The 15,048-nt window shown below is 72.6% G+C and carries 19 protein-coding genes; 10 read left to right on the top strand and 9 right to left on the bottom strand.

The features are described 5' to 3' along the window. The first annotated feature begins 58 nt into the window (after window positions 1-58). The 5 genes from GXP76_RS26600 to GXP76_RS26620 all read left to right on the top strand — a co-directional run bounded on the left by GXP76_RS26600 (window position 59) and on the right by GXP76_RS26620 (window position 3,578). Window positions 59-481: a roadblock/LC7 domain-containing protein gene (locus tag GXP76_RS26600; RefSeq protein ID WP_242574144.1), complete on the top strand. Its 423-nt coding sequence runs from the start codon at window positions 59-61 to the stop codon at window positions 479-481. Beyond that, a complete protein-coding gene (locus GXP76_RS26605) occupies window positions 478-837 on the top strand; it encodes a DUF742 domain-containing protein (RefSeq protein WP_242574145.1) in 360 nt (119 codons plus the stop codon). The genes GXP76_RS26600 and GXP76_RS26605 overlap by 4 nt, the downstream gene beginning before the upstream one ends. Then, window positions 812-1,504, top strand: coding sequence for an ATP/GTP-binding protein (locus tag GXP76_RS26610; RefSeq protein ID WP_242574146.1), 693 nt, complete (start codon window positions 812-814; stop codon window positions 1,502-1,504). The genes GXP76_RS26605 and GXP76_RS26610 overlap by 26 nt, the downstream gene beginning before the upstream one ends. Window positions 1,505-1,508: 4 nt before the next feature. After that, window positions 1,509-2,750 carry a cytochrome P450 gene (locus GXP76_RS26615; RefSeq protein ID WP_242574147.1) on the top strand — a complete coding sequence of 414 codons (1,242 nt, stop codon included), beginning with the start codon at window positions 1,509-1,511 and terminating at the stop codon, window positions 2,748-2,750. 93 nt (window positions 2,751-2,843) lie between these two features. Continuing rightward, complete coding sequence (locus GXP76_RS26620) at window positions 2,844-3,578, top strand: sulfite exporter TauE/SafE family protein (RefSeq protein WP_242574148.1); 735 nt, start codon at window positions 2,844-2,846, stop codon at window positions 3,576-3,578. 18 nt (window positions 3,579-3,596) lie between these two features. Here the strand turns inward: GXP76_RS26620 and GXP76_RS26625 are convergent, their stop codons facing one another. After that, entirely contained in the window at window positions 3,597-4,937 is a 1,341-nt protein-coding gene (locus GXP76_RS26625; protein ID WP_242574149.1) for a 6-phospho-beta-glucosidase, read from the bottom strand. Window positions 4,938-4,997: 60 nt separating this feature from the next. Beyond that, window positions 4,998-5,447: a VOC family protein gene (locus tag GXP76_RS26630; protein WP_242574150.1), complete on the bottom strand. Its 450-nt coding sequence runs from the start codon at window positions 5,445-5,447 to the stop codon at window positions 4,998-5,000. 114 nt (window positions 5,448-5,561) lie between these two features. Here GXP76_RS26630 and GXP76_RS26635 point away from each other — a divergent pair, with 114 nt between their 5' ends. Both GXP76_RS26635 and GXP76_RS26640 read left to right on the top strand, forming a co-directional pair. Continuing rightward, complete coding sequence (locus GXP76_RS26635; RefSeq protein ID WP_242574151.1) at window positions 5,562-6,158, top strand: hypothetical protein; 597 nt, start codon at window positions 5,562-5,564, stop codon at window positions 6,156-6,158. Window positions 6,159-6,240: 82 nt separating this feature from the next. Beyond that, the gene (locus GXP76_RS26640; protein ID WP_242574152.1) at window positions 6,241-6,729 is read left to right on the top strand and encodes a GNAT family N-acetyltransferase; all 489 of its coding nucleotides are present in this window, start codon (window positions 6,241-6,243) and stop codon (window positions 6,727-6,729) included. Window positions 6,730-6,784: 55 nt separating this feature from the next. On the opposite strand, the gene GXP76_RS26645 is transcribed toward GXP76_RS26640, so the two are convergent. Further along, window positions 6,785-7,741 carry an NAD(P)-dependent alcohol dehydrogenase gene (locus GXP76_RS26645; protein WP_242574153.1) on the bottom strand — a complete coding sequence of 319 codons (957 nt, stop codon included), beginning with the start codon at window positions 7,739-7,741 and terminating at the stop codon, window positions 6,785-6,787. Window positions 7,742-7,851: 110 nt separating this feature from the next. Between GXP76_RS26645 and GXP76_RS26650 the strand changes: the two genes are divergently transcribed. After that, entirely contained in the window at window positions 7,852-8,550 is a 699-nt protein-coding gene (locus tag GXP76_RS26650) for a TetR/AcrR family transcriptional regulator (protein WP_242574154.1), read from the top strand. 69 nt (window positions 8,551-8,619) lie between these two features. Here GXP76_RS26650 and GXP76_RS26655 read toward each other — a convergent pair whose 3' ends face one another. Together GXP76_RS26655 and GXP76_RS26660 are read right to left on the bottom strand one after the other, a co-directional pair. Further along, entirely contained in the window at window positions 8,620-9,120 is a 501-nt protein-coding gene (locus GXP76_RS26655) for a DinB family protein (protein ID WP_242574155.1), read from the bottom strand. A 28-nt stretch (window positions 9,121-9,148) separates the two neighbouring features. Beyond that, window positions 9,149-9,775, bottom strand: a complete 627-nt coding sequence (locus tag GXP76_RS26660) for a cyclopropane-fatty-acyl-phospholipid synthase family protein (RefSeq protein ID WP_242574156.1) — start codon at window positions 9,773-9,775, stop codon at window positions 9,149-9,151. An 88-nt stretch (window positions 9,776-9,863) separates the two neighbouring features. On the opposite strand from GXP76_RS26660, the gene GXP76_RS26665 reads away from it, so the two are divergent. Next, entirely contained in the window at window positions 9,864-10,469 is a 606-nt protein-coding gene (locus GXP76_RS26665; protein ID WP_374362665.1) for a helix-turn-helix domain-containing protein, read from the top strand. 388 nt (window positions 10,470-10,857) lie between these two features. Here GXP76_RS26665 and GXP76_RS26670 read toward each other — a convergent pair whose 3' ends face one another. The 4 genes from GXP76_RS26670 to GXP76_RS26685 all read right to left on the bottom strand — a co-directional run bounded on the left by GXP76_RS26670 (window position 10,858) and on the right by GXP76_RS26685 (window position 13,895). Next, window positions 10,858-11,187 carry an antibiotic biosynthesis monooxygenase gene (locus GXP76_RS26670; RefSeq protein ID WP_242574158.1) on the bottom strand — a complete coding sequence of 110 codons (330 nt, stop codon included), beginning with the start codon at window positions 11,185-11,187 and terminating at the stop codon, window positions 10,858-10,860. Window positions 11,188-11,236: 49 nt separating this feature from the next. Next, complete coding sequence (locus GXP76_RS26675; protein WP_242574159.1) at window positions 11,237-12,019, bottom strand: peptidoglycan recognition protein; 783 nt, start codon at window positions 12,017-12,019, stop codon at window positions 11,237-11,239. A 175-nt stretch (window positions 12,020-12,194) separates the two neighbouring features. Beyond that, a complete protein-coding gene (locus GXP76_RS26680) occupies window positions 12,195-13,433 on the bottom strand; it encodes a hypothetical protein (RefSeq protein ID WP_242574160.1) in 1,239 nt (412 codons plus the stop codon). Between the two features lie 102 nt (window positions 13,434-13,535). Beyond that, a complete protein-coding gene (locus tag GXP76_RS26685) occupies window positions 13,536-13,895 on the bottom strand; it encodes a metalloregulator ArsR/SmtB family transcription factor (RefSeq protein ID WP_242574161.1) in 360 nt (119 codons plus the stop codon). A gap of 86 nt (window positions 13,896-13,981) precedes the next feature. Here GXP76_RS26685 and GXP76_RS26690 point away from each other — a divergent pair. Continuing rightward, on the top strand, window positions 13,982-15,048 hold a 1,067-nt coding region (locus tag GXP76_RS26690), incomplete at its 3' end, for a cation diffusion facilitator family transporter (protein WP_242574162.1).

The following is a 15,048-nucleotide window of genomic DNA, read 5'->3' on the forward strand; positions in this document are numbered from 1 at the left end:
TCCAGTCCGGCACCGCGGCGGCACGATCCACAGCCGACCCCGAAGGGAACGACCCGCGATGAAAAGCCGCGACGCCGGCGAAACGGCGTGGGTGCTCGATCCGATCCTGGAAATCCCGCATGTGCGGGCAGCCGTCCTGCTGACCAGAGACGGCCTCGTCTCCGGTTACACGGACGCGCTGACCCAGGCGACCGCCGAACGCACGGCGGCGATCACCAGCACCGTGCAGGGCGCGTGCCGTACGGCCGCCGCCGCCTTCGCCGATCACGACGACGCCGAGATCCGCCAGATCGTCGTCGAGTCCGACCACGGTTACATCCTGGTCGCCCCCACCTCGCACGGCACCTGTGTCGCCGCGTACGGCGGCCCCGAGGTACGGCTCGACCTGCTCGCCCACCGGGTGCACTCGCAGGTGGCCAGGCTCGGTGAGAAAACGATGACCGCCGCACCCCGCGGGGGTCAGGGCGGCACTCCGGTATGACCGGCCGCAGAAGCGGCCGTCCACTGGTTCCCGCCTATCTGTCCACCGGCGGTGTGGCTCGGCCGAGCCACACCGACCTGGAGCGGCTCTCGCTGCTCACCGGCCAGGCGGGGCCCGCCCCCGACGGACTCCCCGCCGCCCGGCACGCGCTCTTCGAGGTGCTCGACGGCGGAACGCTCACCCTCGTGGAGGCCGCCGCCCTGCTGGAGCTGCCGGTCTCCGCCGTACGCGTGCTCGCCGCCGAACTGGCGGACCAGGGGCTGGTGAGCCTCCGCGCGCCGGTACCCGCTGCCGCCCTGCCCGCAACCGACCTGTTGAAGAGAGTGGCCGATGGCCTCCGCGCCCTCAAGCTGTAGCACCGGTGGCACCGGCGCCGGCGGGTTGCACCTGCCCGACACCACCCGTGAGCTGGTGAAGATCCTGGTGGCGGGCCCGTTCGGAGTGGGCAAGACCACCCTGATCGACTCGGTGTCCGAGATCCGCCCCCTGCACACCGAGGAACACCTCTCCGAGGCGTCCGTCGCCGTCGACGACCTCGCCGGCGTACGGGACAAGACGACCACGACCGTCGCCATCGACTTCGGGCGGATCAGCCTGGAGGCCGGGATCGTGCTCTATCTGTTCGGCACCCCCGGGCAGGAGCGGTTCCGCTCGCTGTGGGCGGACATCTCCCACGGCGCGCTCGGCGCTCTCGTACTCATCGACAGCCGCCGTATCGACGACTCCTTCGACGTGCTCGGTCTGGTCGAGGAGTCCGGGCTGCCGTACGCCGTCGCGCTCAACACCTTCCCCGACGCGCGCACCTACACGGAGGAGCAGTTGCGCCGCTCGCTGGACCTGGAACCCGGCACGGCCATGGTGGTCTGCGACGCCCGCGACACCAACTCCTCCATCGACGCGCTGCTCGCACTGGTCCAGCAACTGATAGCGGGCCACGCCGCCACGGCGGCGGCCGCCGGCCCCGCCGCCGCTCCCGCCGACGCCACCGGCAGCGGCACCGGCCCCATCCCGGAGACCTGGTGATCCCGTGACCTCCTACCCCGCACCCGCCGCGGCCTTCTCCCTCTCGGCGCCCGTCAGGCTCTGGGACGAGGGCTTCGCCGCCGACCCGCACGGCCGCTACGAGGCGCTCAGGGCGCAGGGGCCCGTCGGCTGGGGCGAACTCGCCCCCGGCGAGCCCGCGTACATCGTCACCGGCCGGCGCGCCGCGCTCGACATCCTGCACGACCCCGGCACCTGGTCGCACGACTCCAGGGAGTGGGAGGCGACCGCCGCCCCCGACTCGCCGATCCTCGGCATGCTGAAGTGGCGCCCCAATCCGCTGTTCACCGACGGTGCCGCGCACATGCGCTACCGCACCGCGCTGGTCGACGGCTTCGACCTCGTCGAACCGCACGACCTGCGCGAGCGAGTGCACCGCGTCGTGGACCTCCTGGTGGGCCGATTCGGCCCGGCGGGCAGCGCCGACCTCGTCGACGACTTCGCCCGCCCCCTGATGACGCTGATCTTCAACAACCTCTTCGGCCTGCCCGACAGCGAGAGCGCCCGTCTCAACAACTCGCTCGGACGGCTGATGGAGGGCGGCGACGAGGCCGCCGCCGGAGAGGTGGAGTACGGCGAGTACGTCACCGAACTCGTCACCGCCAAGACCCTCGAACGCGGTGACGACCTGACCAGCCGGCTGATCGACCACCCGGCGGACCTCACCTACGAGGAGGTCGTCTGCCAGGTCTTCCTCACCATGGGCGCGGGCCACGAGCCCACCGCCAACCTCGTCGCCAACGCCCTGTCCCGGATGCTCGGCAACCCCGCCTACTACTCCACCCTCACCAGCGGCTCCCGCCCCGTGATGGACGCGGTCCTCGAAGTCCTGCGCCACGAGACGCCGTTGGCGAACTACGGCATCCTCTACGCCCGCGAGCCGTTGAGCTTCCACGGCGTCTGGGTGCGCACGGGGGTGCCCGTCGTCGTCTCGTACGGAGCGCTCGGCTACCTCTCCGAGCAGGACAGCGCCGACGAACCGCACCACCCGCACGACGCCTCCCACCTGTCCTGGGGCGCGGGAGCGCACAAGTGCCCCGTCAAGCAGCACGCCCTGCTCATCGCCACCGAGGCGATCGAGCGGATCACGCAGTGGCTCCCCGACCTGGAACCCGTCACACCGCGCGACCAACTCACCTGGCGGCCGGGCCCGTTCGTCCGCTCCCTGAAATCGCTCCCCGTGCGGTTCACACCTCGCACGCCGGACACCACCGTCGTCACACCGTGATCCCCCGGTAGCGGGTACCGTCCCCCGTGGTGTCCGGCCGGCGGTGGGCACGGGCACCGGCGCTCGGCGGGTGACGGGAGTTCGGGGAGCGGTGTGATCGACGGGCTGAGCCACGGACTCGGCGGCGGGGCGCTCGCGCTCCTCGCCGTCGTGGTCGGTGTCGCCGCGTTCGTCCAGGGCACGAGCGGCCTCGGCTTCGCCCTCATCGTCGCGCCGGTCGTCGGCATGGTCGACCCGGGTCTGCTGCCGGTGTTCCTGCTGGCCTCGATGATCCCGCTCAATCTCTACGTGGCGTGGCGGGAGCGCGCCGCCCTCGACAGACGGGGCGCCCGCTGGATCTCGGCGGCCCGGCTCGCGGCCACGCCCGGCGGACTGGCACTGCTGTGGGCGGTCCCCGCACACCACCTCGGCCTGGTCGTCGGGGCCGCGACGGTGCTGGCCGCCGTGGCGAGCCTGGCGGCGCCCGCGTTCACCCCGGGCCGGGCGGCGTACGTCGGCGCCGGCGCGGTCACCGCCCTCACCGAGACGGCCACAGGAGTCGGCGGTCCGCCGCTGGCGCTCGTCTACCAGCACCGGCCCCCGGCCGAACTCCGTTCGACGGTCGCCGTCTGCTTCCTCGTCGGTGAACTCGCCTCACTGGGGCTGCTGTTCGCGACCGGACAGGGCAGGCCGGGCCAGATGTGGCCCGCCCTGCTGCTCCTGCCCGTCCTGGCGCTCGGCGTGTGGCTCAGCGCTCTCGTGCACCACCGCGTCGACGCGGCGAAGCTGCGGATCACGGTCCTGGTGTTCGCGGCGGTGTCGGGGACGGTGCTGATCCTCGGGGCCTGAAGAGGCCCGGTGGCCCCGCTACTTGAGATAGGCGAGACCCGGGTGGACGTCCACGTAGCCGTCCACCAGCCGCCGCGCCACCGCCACGGAGTCCACGAGCGGATGCAGCGCGAACGCCTTGACCGCCGTCGTACGCGAACCGCTCTCCGCCGCCGCGAGTACCTCACGCTCGACGGCCTTCACCGCGCAGACCAGACCGGTCGCGTGGTACGGCAGCGGCGCCACGGACACGGGATGGGCGCCGTTCGCGTCCACGAGGCAGGGGACCTCGACGACGGCATCGGCGTCCAGCACCGAAAGCGTCGTGCGGTTGCGGACGTTGAGGATGAGCGTCGCGCGGCTGTCGTGCGCGATGGCCCGCATCAGGGCGAGGGCGACCGTCTCGTAACCGCCCGACTCCAGGTCCTCGGGGGCGCGTTCGCCCGCGCCCGCCGCCTCGCGGTTGTGCGCCATGTACGTGGCCTCGCGTTCGGCGCGGGTACGGTCCCAGGCCGCCAGCGCCCGGGTGCCGGGGCGCGCCATCTCCTCGTAGAAGCGGGCCTGCTGGTCCCGCAGGAAGGCGCCGCGGGTCGCCTCCGCCTCGCGGTACGCGCGTACCGTCTCCCGGTTGAAGTAGTAGTAGTGCAGATACTCGTTGGGGATCGAGCCGAGCGACCGGAGCCACTCCGTGCCGAACAGCTTGCCTTCCTCGATCGAGCCCAGCAGGCCCGGATCGGCGAGCAGGCGCGGGAGTCGGTCGTGGCCGTCGAGGCGCAGACCGCGCAGCCAGCCGAGATGGTTGAGGCCCACGTAGTCGATGAACGCGGTGCCGGGATCGCCGCCCAGGACGCGCGCGACGCGGCGGCCGAGTCCCACGGGGGAGTCGCAGATACCGATGACCCGGTCGCCGAGGTGGCGCGCCATCGCCTCGGTCACCAGCCCCGCCGGATTGGTGAAGTTGATGACCCAGGCGTCGGGGGCGAGCCGGGCGACCCGGCGCGCGATGTCGACGGCGACGGGCACCGTGCGCAGCCCGTACGCGATACCGCCCGCGCCGACGGTCTCCTGGCCGAGCACCCCTTCGGCGAGCGCGACACGCTCGTCGGCGGCGCGGCCTTCGAGACCGCCGACGCGGATCGCGGAGAAGACGAAGTCGGTGCCCCGGACGGCCTCGTCCAGGTCGGTGGTGACGGTGACGCGCGGCGCGTCGGCCACCCCCGCCGCCTGGTCGGCGAGCACCCGCGCGATCGCGGTCAGCCGTGCGGTGTCGATGTCGTGCAGCACGACGTCGGTGACCCGGCCGGCCGCGTGGTCGCGGAGCAGCGCGCCGTACACCAGGGGGAGCCGGAAGCCCCCGCCGCCGAGGACCGTGAGCCTCATCCGACAACCACCTTCGACTCGCGCCGCGGCTGCGGGGCCGCAACCGACAGGACGGTCCCGTTATACGTCACCGGTGCCGGAGATGTTCTCGGTGGTGATACGGGCACTGGTGGGTTCGGGCGGCTGGGGGAGCTCCGGCGACACCGCGAGCGTGAACGAGTGACCGGCCGGATCGGAGTACGTCCGCTCGTCGCGCGGGCCGCTGTTGTTCCTGGCCTCCACCGGTCTGGCGCCCAGCCCGATGACCTCGCGCTCCGCCTCGTCCATGTCACCCCGCTTCACGAGGATGCGCAGATGGGCCTGGAGGGAGTCGTCGGGACGGGGCCAGCTCGGGGGCGCGTAGCCGTGGTCGCGGTGGATCGCCAGATGGACGCCGTTGTTGCCGACGACCTCGACATAGTCGGGGTCGCCCCACGGCCGGATCTCCGCGTCGAAGAGCGCGGCGTAGAACTCGGCCAGTTCCATCGGTTCGGCGCAGTCCAGGACCAGGACACTCGTCTTCTCAACCATGCTTCCGCGTGTACCCGCAGCCGTCGGCGGCACGCGGTGCACAGGCGTACACGGGAGCGTGAGGCCCTGGCTCGTGCTTTACGCGGAGCGCCGTGGTTCGGCGATACTCACCCCATGGGATACGACGCCTATGGAGCTGTGGTCGAGTGGGATCCCTTGGTCGCCCTCACCCGTGAACCCGAGTGGGGGAAGGTGTGGCTGTGGGACGACACGTTCGAGCCGATGGCTCCGTTCCTGTCCGTGGAGGACATGCCCGGCACCAAAGGTCACTGGAACAGCCTCTGGTACTACGGCGACTGCCTGCGCCCGCGGCTCACCCCGGAGGCCCGCACACTCACCGATACCGTGCTCGGCACGCTGACCACCGGCTATGTCTTCAGCGAGGAGTGGGAACCGGAGCGCCGCGATGACCTCGCGTCGGACGCGGGACCTCACGCTCAGCCGGAGCCGGAGGACTGGCGGTACCTGCTGACCTACTCCGTGCGCCCCGCCGGTGTACGCGAGTTGCTCGACGCGGCCCACCGGCTGCCATGGGATCTCCTGGCCCGTCTCGGTGAGGAATGCGACGCGATCCCGCTGGAGCAGCGCGAACCACCGCACGGAGCGGTGCTGTGGTTCGACGACTTCCACCAATTCACCCGCTCGCACATCGAACTGGTCGAGCGGGCCGCCGCCGGGGGCCACGGCGTCGTCACCATAGGCGGCTGGTGACCGAGGACGGCGTGCCTGCCTCACCCCATGCCCGGTTTTTAAGCGCTGGCGGCCCCGGACGGCGTCCCGGCATGCTGGGCCCATGCTGATCAGGGAAGCCACCGCGGGGGACTGGCCCGCCATCTGGCCGTTCTTCCACGGGATCGTCGCCGCGGGGGACACGTTCACCTATCCGACCGACCTCGGCGAGCACGACGCGCGGGACTGGTGGCTGCTGGCCCCGCCGAACCGTACGGTCGTCGCGGTGGACGACGCGGGCACCGTCCTCGGCACCGCGAAGATGAACGCCAACCACATGGGCAACGGCGCGCACATCGCGAGCGCGAGCTACATGGTCGACCCGGCGCACACGGGCCGGGGCGTGGGCCGGGCGCTGTGCGAGTACAGCCTGGAGTGGGCGCGTACCGCGGGTTTCCGCGCGATGCAGTTCAACGCCGTCGTGGAGACCAACACGCACGCGGTGAAGCTCTACGAATCACTCGGCTTCACGGTGCTCGGCACGCTCCCGGAGGGCTTCCGCCATCCGGATCGGGGCTACGTCGGCCTGCACATCATGCACCGCGCGCTCTGACCTGCGACCCGTACGAAGCCCCCGGCCCCGGCCCCGGCCGGGCGGGCACGGTGGTTCAGAGGATCCGGACGACATGCTTGCCGCGTACGCCACCGGCCTCCAACGCGGCGTGCGCGGCGGCGAGTTCGGCCAGCGGCCGGACGGTGTCCACCACGGGCCGGACGCGACCGGTCTCCGCCATCCGGGCCAGCTCGGCGAGCAGATCGTGCCGGGGGTTGCCGCTGAAGAAGCGCACCCGCCGCGAGCCGTGGACGGCCGAGGCCAGGATGTAGCCGATGCTCGTACCGATGTGCCCGGGGTCGAAGGCTATGGCGACCATGCGTCCCCCGGGGGCCAACAGCTTCCGGTAATCGCGGTGTTGGGTACCGACGGTGTCCAGGATGACGTCGAAGGGCCCGAGTTCAGCGGGGCGGGTCGTTCGGTGGTCGAGGACCTCGTCGGCGCCCAGGGCGTGGACGAAGTCCCGGTTCCGCGCTCCGGCGAGCGCGGTCACATGGGCCCCGTAGACCTTGCCCAGCTGGACGGCGACACTGCCGACGCCGCCGCTGGCGCCGCGTACCAGAAGGCGCTCGCCGGGCCTGAGCCCGGCCTTGTCGCGCAGCGCGGTGATGCCGGTCGTTCCGCCGGCCAGGACGGAGACGGCCTCGACCGGTGTGAGACCGGCGGGCGCGGCGGACGTCTGCCGCGGGCGGACGGCCACGTACTCCGCCATGCTGCCCATCCGGCGCGGCAGGATGCCCCACACCGCGGTCCCCTTCAGCGGCTCCGTGACCGCCGCCCCGACCTCGGCGATCTCCCCGGCGAAGTCGAGCCCGGTGCGCTGCGGGAACGTGCGCCCCGTCACCAGCCGCACCCGCCCCGCCCTGCCGTGCAGTTCGCCGCCGTTGACGCTCGACGCGTGCACGCGGACCAGTACTTCGCCGGGCTTGATCCCGGGCACCGGCACCTTGCCCTCGTACAGCACATCGGGGGGACCGAACCTGTCGAACAGGGCGGCGCGCATCTCGTCCATGTCGAATCCTGTCGCGTGCGGGTAGATTAAACGGAAGGGGTCGTCCGTTTACGTATTCACGCTAACGCAGTAAACGGACGACATCTTCCGATTCCCGCGAAGTGAGAGAAATGCCTGATCAACCCTCTCGGAAGGCCCAAGCTCCGACCCGTTCGGCCCCGTCGGGGGCGGCGCCGGGCGAGCTGCGCGCCGATGCCCGGAAGAACCGTGAACGCATCCTGCGGGCCGCGCGCGAGGCGTACGCCGCCGATGGCCTCGACGCGCCGATGACGGCGATCGCCCGCGGGGCGGGTGTCGGCCCCGCCACCCTCTACCGGCACTTCCCCAGCCGCGTGGAGCTGATCACCGCGGTCTTCGCCGAGCAGTTCGCCCAGTGCCTGGCGGCGTTCGACGAGGCGTTCGAGGATCCCGACCCGTGGCGCGGGCTCTGTTCGTTCCTCGACAAGGTGTGCACCGCGCAGGCGGCCGACCGTGGGTTCGGTGCGGCCTTCCTCGGCCGGTTCCCCGGCGTCGCCGACATCGACAGCGAACGCGAAGGCGCCGAGGCGGGGCTGGCCCGGCTCGTACAGCGCGCCAAGGACGCCGGGCAACTGCGCCAGGACTTCGACCCGAGCGACATCATCTTGCTGCTCCTGGCCAACGCGGGCCTCGCGGGCCAGTCCCCGCACGTCTCACCGGCCGCTTCGCGGCGCCTGGTCGCCTACCTTCTGCAATCCTTCCGGGCCGGCCGGACCGACCCGCTGCCTCCTCCGGCGCCGCTGACGCTGCGTCAGATCCAGGCGCACGCGGGCGTTCCGGGGCCCGGCTGACCGCGCATGGTCCACCGGGCCCGGTCCACCGTGCCTGGCCGACCGCGTCACGGCGGCGTACGGGAGGGGTCAGCGGCCCGTCGAGCCGTCGATCAGCTCGCGGAGGATGTCCGCGTGGCCGGCGTGCCGGCCGGTCTCCTCGATCATGTGGGTGAGCGCCCAACGGACGCTGGGAGCAGGGCTGTTCGGCCGGGAACGGGGCAGCGGCGCGCCGAGGTCGGTGCACCCGTCGAGCACCTCGTCCGCCCGCGCCACCACCGTCCGGTACCGGGCGAGGACATCGGCCACGCCGTCCTCGGGTGCGGCGCGGAAGGTCGACTGCCAGTCGGTGACCCGCTCCCCGAGGAACGTCGCCCGTTCGACGGCCGTCAGATGGTTGAGCAGGCCCAGCAGGTTGGTGCCGGACGGGACTTCGGCGGTACGGACCTCCGGTTCGGGAGCGCCCTCGACCTTCGCGCGGACCGACGCCCGCAGGTAGTCGAGGAAGCCGCGCAGGACCTCGGTCTCACTGCCTCCCGTCCGGGGCGGCGGGGTGTCGGCGCGGCGTGCGCCGCCGGGGGTGGTGCTCATGGTGCCTCCTCGCGGGAGCCGCGCCGGTTCAGGCGGTGCGGCGGACGATCAGGACGTGGTCGGTGACCTCGGCGGTGCGCCCGCCCGGCCCGGTCGCGATCCGGCGGGGCGCGTCCGCCCGCTCGACCGCCCACGTCGCGCGGTCCAGGCCCACGCTGTCGGCGACCTCCCGCGCGGTCGGATACCGGATGCCGGGGTCCTGGTCCCACGACCACGGAGCGGTCGATCCGTGATCGACGACCAGCAGCCGCCCGCCCGGGCGCAGGGCGTGCGCGGCGGCGCGCAGGACACCCGCCCTGTCCAGGTCGAGCGGCGTGTGCAGGTAGTGAACGCTCACGAGGTCGAACGCGCCGTGCGGGAAGGTCTCGCGCAGATCGTGCCGCCCGGCGTCGATCCGGTCGGCCAGGCCGTGCGTCAGCGCGAGATCGGCCAGCCGCCCGACCGCCACGGCCGAGACGTCCACGGCGGTGACCCGCCACCCCCGGCGGGCGAGCCACAGCGCGTCGCCGCCCTGGCCGCATCCGAGGTCGAGCGCGTCGCCGGGCGGCAGATCCGTGACCGTCTCGGTGAGGCGTGCGTTCGGCCGCGGATCGGTGGCCGCGGGCCGGGCCGCGTACACACCGTCCCAGAACGTGACCGCGTCGGTGGTGCTCATCGGGGGCTCCTTCTGTCTGCGTCGGGGCACGCGGCTCAGTCTTGTCCCGCCCCCGCGATACGGCACGCGACCTTGCGGTTCTGGCAAGATGGCCCGGGTGGACCGCGAATCGGACGACGTACTCGCCCTCGTGGGGCCCCGGCTGCGCGCGCTGCGCCGCGAGCGCGGCATCACCCTCGCCGACCTCGCGGCGGTGACCGGAGTGTCGGAGAGCACCCTGTCCCGGCTGGAGAGCGGTCTGCGCCGGGCGACGCTGGAGTTGCTGCTGCCGCTCGCGCGTACGTACAACGTGCCGCTGGACGAGCTCGTCGGCGCCCCGCGCACGGGCGATCCCCGGATCCATCTGAAGCCGATCCGGCGGTTCGGGATGATCTTCGTGCCGCTGTCCCGGCGGCCGGGCGGTACGCAGGCGTTCAAGATGATCATCCCGGCCCGGCCGGAACCGCTGGAGCCGACCCCGCAGACCCACGAGGGCTTCGAATGGCTGTACGTGCTCAACGGCCGTCTGCGGCTGCTGCTCGGCGAACGGGATGTGACCATGTCGCCGGGTGAGGCGGCCGAGTTCGACACGCACGTGCCGCACTGGCTCGGCAGCGCCGACGGCGGCGCGGTGGAGCTCCTCATCCTTTTCGGTCCGCAGGGCACGCGCGCGCACCTTCGTACAGCTCCGGACGACCGGCCGGACCGGGCGTAGGCCGTGTTTCGGAAGTCCCGCCTGGCTCGCGGCGCCTGGCACGCACGCTCGCCGTGTTGCCGGAGTCGTCCACGTACGGCCGGTCCATCCGCAACGCCGATCCTCCGCCGTGCGATCGCACGCACCGGACGCCGCCAGTCCCGCCCCACGGGCGGACGGCGCTACTTCCGAAACACGCCCGAGGCCGTGTCAGAGACGTCCCACCTGGCCGGCGGGGTCCGGCACGGCCTCTCGACGGTGTACGCCGCCTCCTGCGCACCGGCGCGTCCGATCGCCGGAGCGGAGACGACCGGTGATCTCCGCTCGGTCCCACCGCTCCGGAAGGGCCCGGCGTCCCGGCGCCACCGGACGCGAAGGCGCTGCCGGAGCCGTCTGCGCGACGTCGTGTCTACGCCTGCTTCGGCTCCGCCTGCTGAACGACCTCGAAGGACCACAGCGTGGCCCCGCTCGCCGCCGGTCCGGGGCGATCGCCGGTCTCGGCGTCGCCGTTCCGGTGGGCAGTCTTCATGGGGCCTTCGGTCCAGGCCCGGAAGGACTCTTCGTCCCGCCACCGCGTGTAGACGAGATACTTGTCGGTGCCCTCGACGGGCCGAAGGAGTTCGAACCACTCGAACCCGTCGGAACTCTCCACGGCATGGGCACGGGAGGCGAACCGCTTCTCAAGCGTCTCCCGCTGCTCTGCGGGGACGGTCAGTACGTTGATCTTGACTACGCTCATGCCCTCATCCTGCCGCACGGCCCCCGGCGCGGCCTCGCCGGAAGTCCTCCTAGGCGCGATCCGGCGGGCGGCCCTGGAGGCGGGCGGCGCGGGCGCGTATCCGGGGGAGTTCCGCGTACAGGGCGCCGCCGGGGCAGCCGGTCGAATAGCCGTCACGGTGTCCCGAGACCGTACGGAAGATCTGCCGGGTGCCCTTCTTGTACCGGCTGGCGTCGTTGGTGGACACCAGGATCGCCGTGCCGCGCGGGTCGACCCCGTACAGCCCGAGCTTCCACGCGATCAGCCGGGCGAGCGAGTCCACCATCGGCTCGGGCACCGGCGTGCCGTCGCTGAAGTCGCCTATCGCCGCGATGCCGACGGTGGCGATGTTGAAGCCGATGGTGTGCGCGCCCACGACGGGGTTGGCGATGCCCCCGGCGCGGCCCTCGTAGATGATGCCGCCCCGGTCCACGAGGAAGTTGTAGCCGATGTCGTCCCACTGCCTGCTGTCGACATGGTCGACGGCGAATCTGCGGATGAGACCGGGGACCTCGGGGCGGGTGTAGTCGTTGGGGCCGCTGGTGTGGTGGATGAAGACCGCCCTGACCTCGTTCGCCGTCCGCTCCGGCTTCCGCCGGGGCGGGGGACGCTCCTGCCAGAACGACCGGGGCTCGACGGCGGGTGCGGCCGTGGCCCACCTGAGCGGGCGCTCGGGGCGCGCCTGTGGACGGGGACGTGGGGCGGGCCCGTCCTCGCCGGCTTCTCCGGCGGCGTCGGCGGCCAGGGTGAGGCCCGCACTCGCTGCGGCGGCCCAGCCCATGCCGCGAAGGAGCACGCGCCGGTCGATGCTCATGGGGACGAGCGTATGGCGGGGTGCGGGGATCCGCCTCCCCTCGGCGGGGGCGGCCGGCCCCGGAGCACGGCGGTGGGACCGCCGGACACCGACCCCGGACCGAATTCGAACAGTTCGGCCAGACGGAGGCCCCACCCCGTTCCCGGGCCCTCGCCGGGCGGGCCGTGCGGCTCGGTCAGGATGTGCGGCGACGCACCGCGACGGCGACTCCACCGGCCGCCAGCAGGGCGACGGCGGCGGCGCCGGCGAGGAGTGTGTCCCCGCTCCCCGTCTCGGCCAGCTCGCCGAGCTGCGGATCGGCACCGCCGGCACCGCTCGTACCGCCGGACGACGCCGTACCGCCCGGCGATCCCGTCCCACCGGTCGTCCCGCCGCTCGCTCCGCCCGTGGAGGCCCCGCCGCCGCCCGAGGCGTTCACGACGATCTCGGCCGTGTTGTTGGTGCGGTTCGTGTCGAACGGCAGCGTCCCCCAGTGGTGATCGCCCTTGACGAACGCCACCTTTCCCGTGGCGTCCGCGACGACCTTGTCGATCCGCAGCCCGAAGACGTACGCACGCTCGCTGTCCTCGTCGGCGTAGTTGTACGGCGTCGTGCAGCGGTACGTCGCCGCCCCTGCCGCCCCCACCCGCTCGCAGAACTCCGGGACCCTCGTGACCGTCGTCCCCTTCGGGATCCCGACGTCGAAGACACCGATCGGCCCGTAGACGTCGTTCCTCGCCCAGGCCGGCCCCTTGTTGGCGAAGGTGACCTCCGCGTCCACGGTCCGCCCCGCACCGCCCTTGACCTTCGAGCCGGTCAGCGCGAAGTCCGCCGTGTTCTCGGCGGTGATGTCGGTGGCGAGTTCGCCGCCGTGGACGGTGCCCGGCGCCTCCGGCGCCGTCCGCGCGACCAGCCGCAGTACCGGGTCCGCGCCTCCGCCGTGCTGCGTCCCGTCGGGGAAAGTGTCCACCCCCGCGAGGATGTTGACGTTGAGGCGTTCGTACAGAGCCCGGTCGAGGACGTCCACACCGATGGGCTCGGCGGGTTCGTAGACGACTCCCGGTTCCAGGGTCTGCTCGATGTCGCACACCGCGTTCACGTGCGCCGGCCCCTCGTCCTGGGCGGGCGCGTCCTCGTACACGCAGTTGGAGTACTTCTTGTCCCAGGCCAGTCCCTGCGAGCCCCTGAGATAGAGCACCACGCGTGTGGCGGGCGCGTCGCCCTCGTTCTTCACCGCGAACGGCACATCGACCGAGTCCCCGGGCCGCACCCCGTCGACCGGCACGCCCTGCTCGAACACCAACTCCGCGCCGGAGGCGGCCTGTTCGGCGGCGGCGGTGGTGCCGTGTGCAGCGATCAGCGACCAGCCGACGACGGCGACGACCGCGCCCACCGCGACCCGCCGTGGTGTCCGTGCCTTTGGTGTAGCTCTCATGTGCCCCTCCGAGGACGCGCGCACCGAGTGGCGAACCAGGTGTCGAACGCAAGACACCCGCGGACACCGGACGGTTGTACGGAGAGGGGCCCCGGCCCCCGCTCAGTCGTGCGAGGGGCGGCCGTCGAGCTGGTGGTCGGCCAGGCTCAGCGCCTCGTCGATCACGCGCCGCAGATGCCCGTCGCGGAGGCTGTAGACGACCCGGCGGCCCTCCTTGCGTGTGACGACGAGACCGGCGAGCCGGAGCTTGGCGAGATGCTGGCTGACGGCGGGCCGGGCCGCACCGCACACCTCGGTCAGCGTGGTCACGTCCGCCTCGCCGCGCGACAGCTCGTGCAGCAGGACCAGCCGTGTGCGGTCGGCGAGGACGGCGAAGACCTCGGCGGCGAGCGTGAACTGCTCCTCGCCGGGGATGGGCGGGTGCGCATCGTGCGCAGGTGATAGTTGCATGCGTGCGTTCATATGCACATAATGGCGAACGGAGTACGCCGCTGTCCAGCCGCGCCCCGCCAGGCCCCACTCTGCCCGCGCGTCGGAAGGTCATCGCCATGAACGACCCGCACGGACACCAGCACGGACACCCGCACGCGGACGCGCGCGACGGCCGTGACGCCCCTGGTCACAGCCACGGCGACAGTGACAGCCACGACCACGGGGGCGGGCGCGCCGGGCGCCTCGCGCGTCTGCGGCACAAGGCCGGCCATCTCCTCACGCCCCACTCCCACGAGGCCGCCGACAAGATCGACACCGCCCTCGAATCGTCGGCGAAGGGCATGCGCGCCCTGTGGGTCTCGCTGGCCGTGCTCGGCGTGACGGCGCTCGCGCAGGTCGTGGTCGTGGTCCTGTCCGGCTCGGTGGCGCTGCTGGGCGACACCGTCCACAACGCCGCCGACGCGCTCACCGCGCTGCCCCTCGCCGTCGCGTTCGTCCTCGGGCGGCGAGCGGCCACCCGCAGATTCACCTACGGGTACGGGCGGGCGGAGGACGTCGCCGGCATCGTCATCGTGCTGACCATCGCCGCCTCGGCGGTGTTCGCCGGGTGGACCGCCTTCGACCGGCTGCTCGACCCGAGGCCGATCCACTACCTGCCCGCCGTCGCCGCCGCGGCCGTCGTCGGCTTCCTCGGCAACGAGTGGGTGGCCCGCTACCGCATCCGCGTCGGCCGCGAGATCGGCTCGGCCGCCCTGGTCGCCGACGGGCTGCACGCCCGTACCGACGGATTCACCTCGCTCGCCGTCCTGTTCGGCGCGGGCGGCGCCGCGATCGGCTGGCCGCTCGCCGACCCGATCGTCGGCCTCCTCATCACCGCCGCGATCGTGCTCGTGCTGCGCGACGCCGCCCGCGAGGTGTTCCGCCGGGTCATGGACGCCGTCGACCCGGCGCTCGTGGACACCGCGGAGGCGGCGCTGCTGGACGTCGAAGGGGTGCGCGCGGTGGGCGAGTTGCGGCTGCGCTGGATCGGACACCGGCTGCGGGCCGAGGTCGCGGTCGTGGTGGACGGCGAGCTGACCGTACGCCAGGCGCACCACGTCGCGGTCGAAGCCGAGCACGCCCTGCTGCACGCCGTACCGAAGCTGACCGCCGCGCTGGTCCACGCCGATCCCGCGGCCACCCC

The sequence above is a fragment of the Streptomyces sp. NP-1717 genome (assembly GCF_022695985.1).
GTDB lineage: Bacteria > Actinomycetota > Actinomycetes > Streptomycetales > Streptomycetaceae > Streptomyces.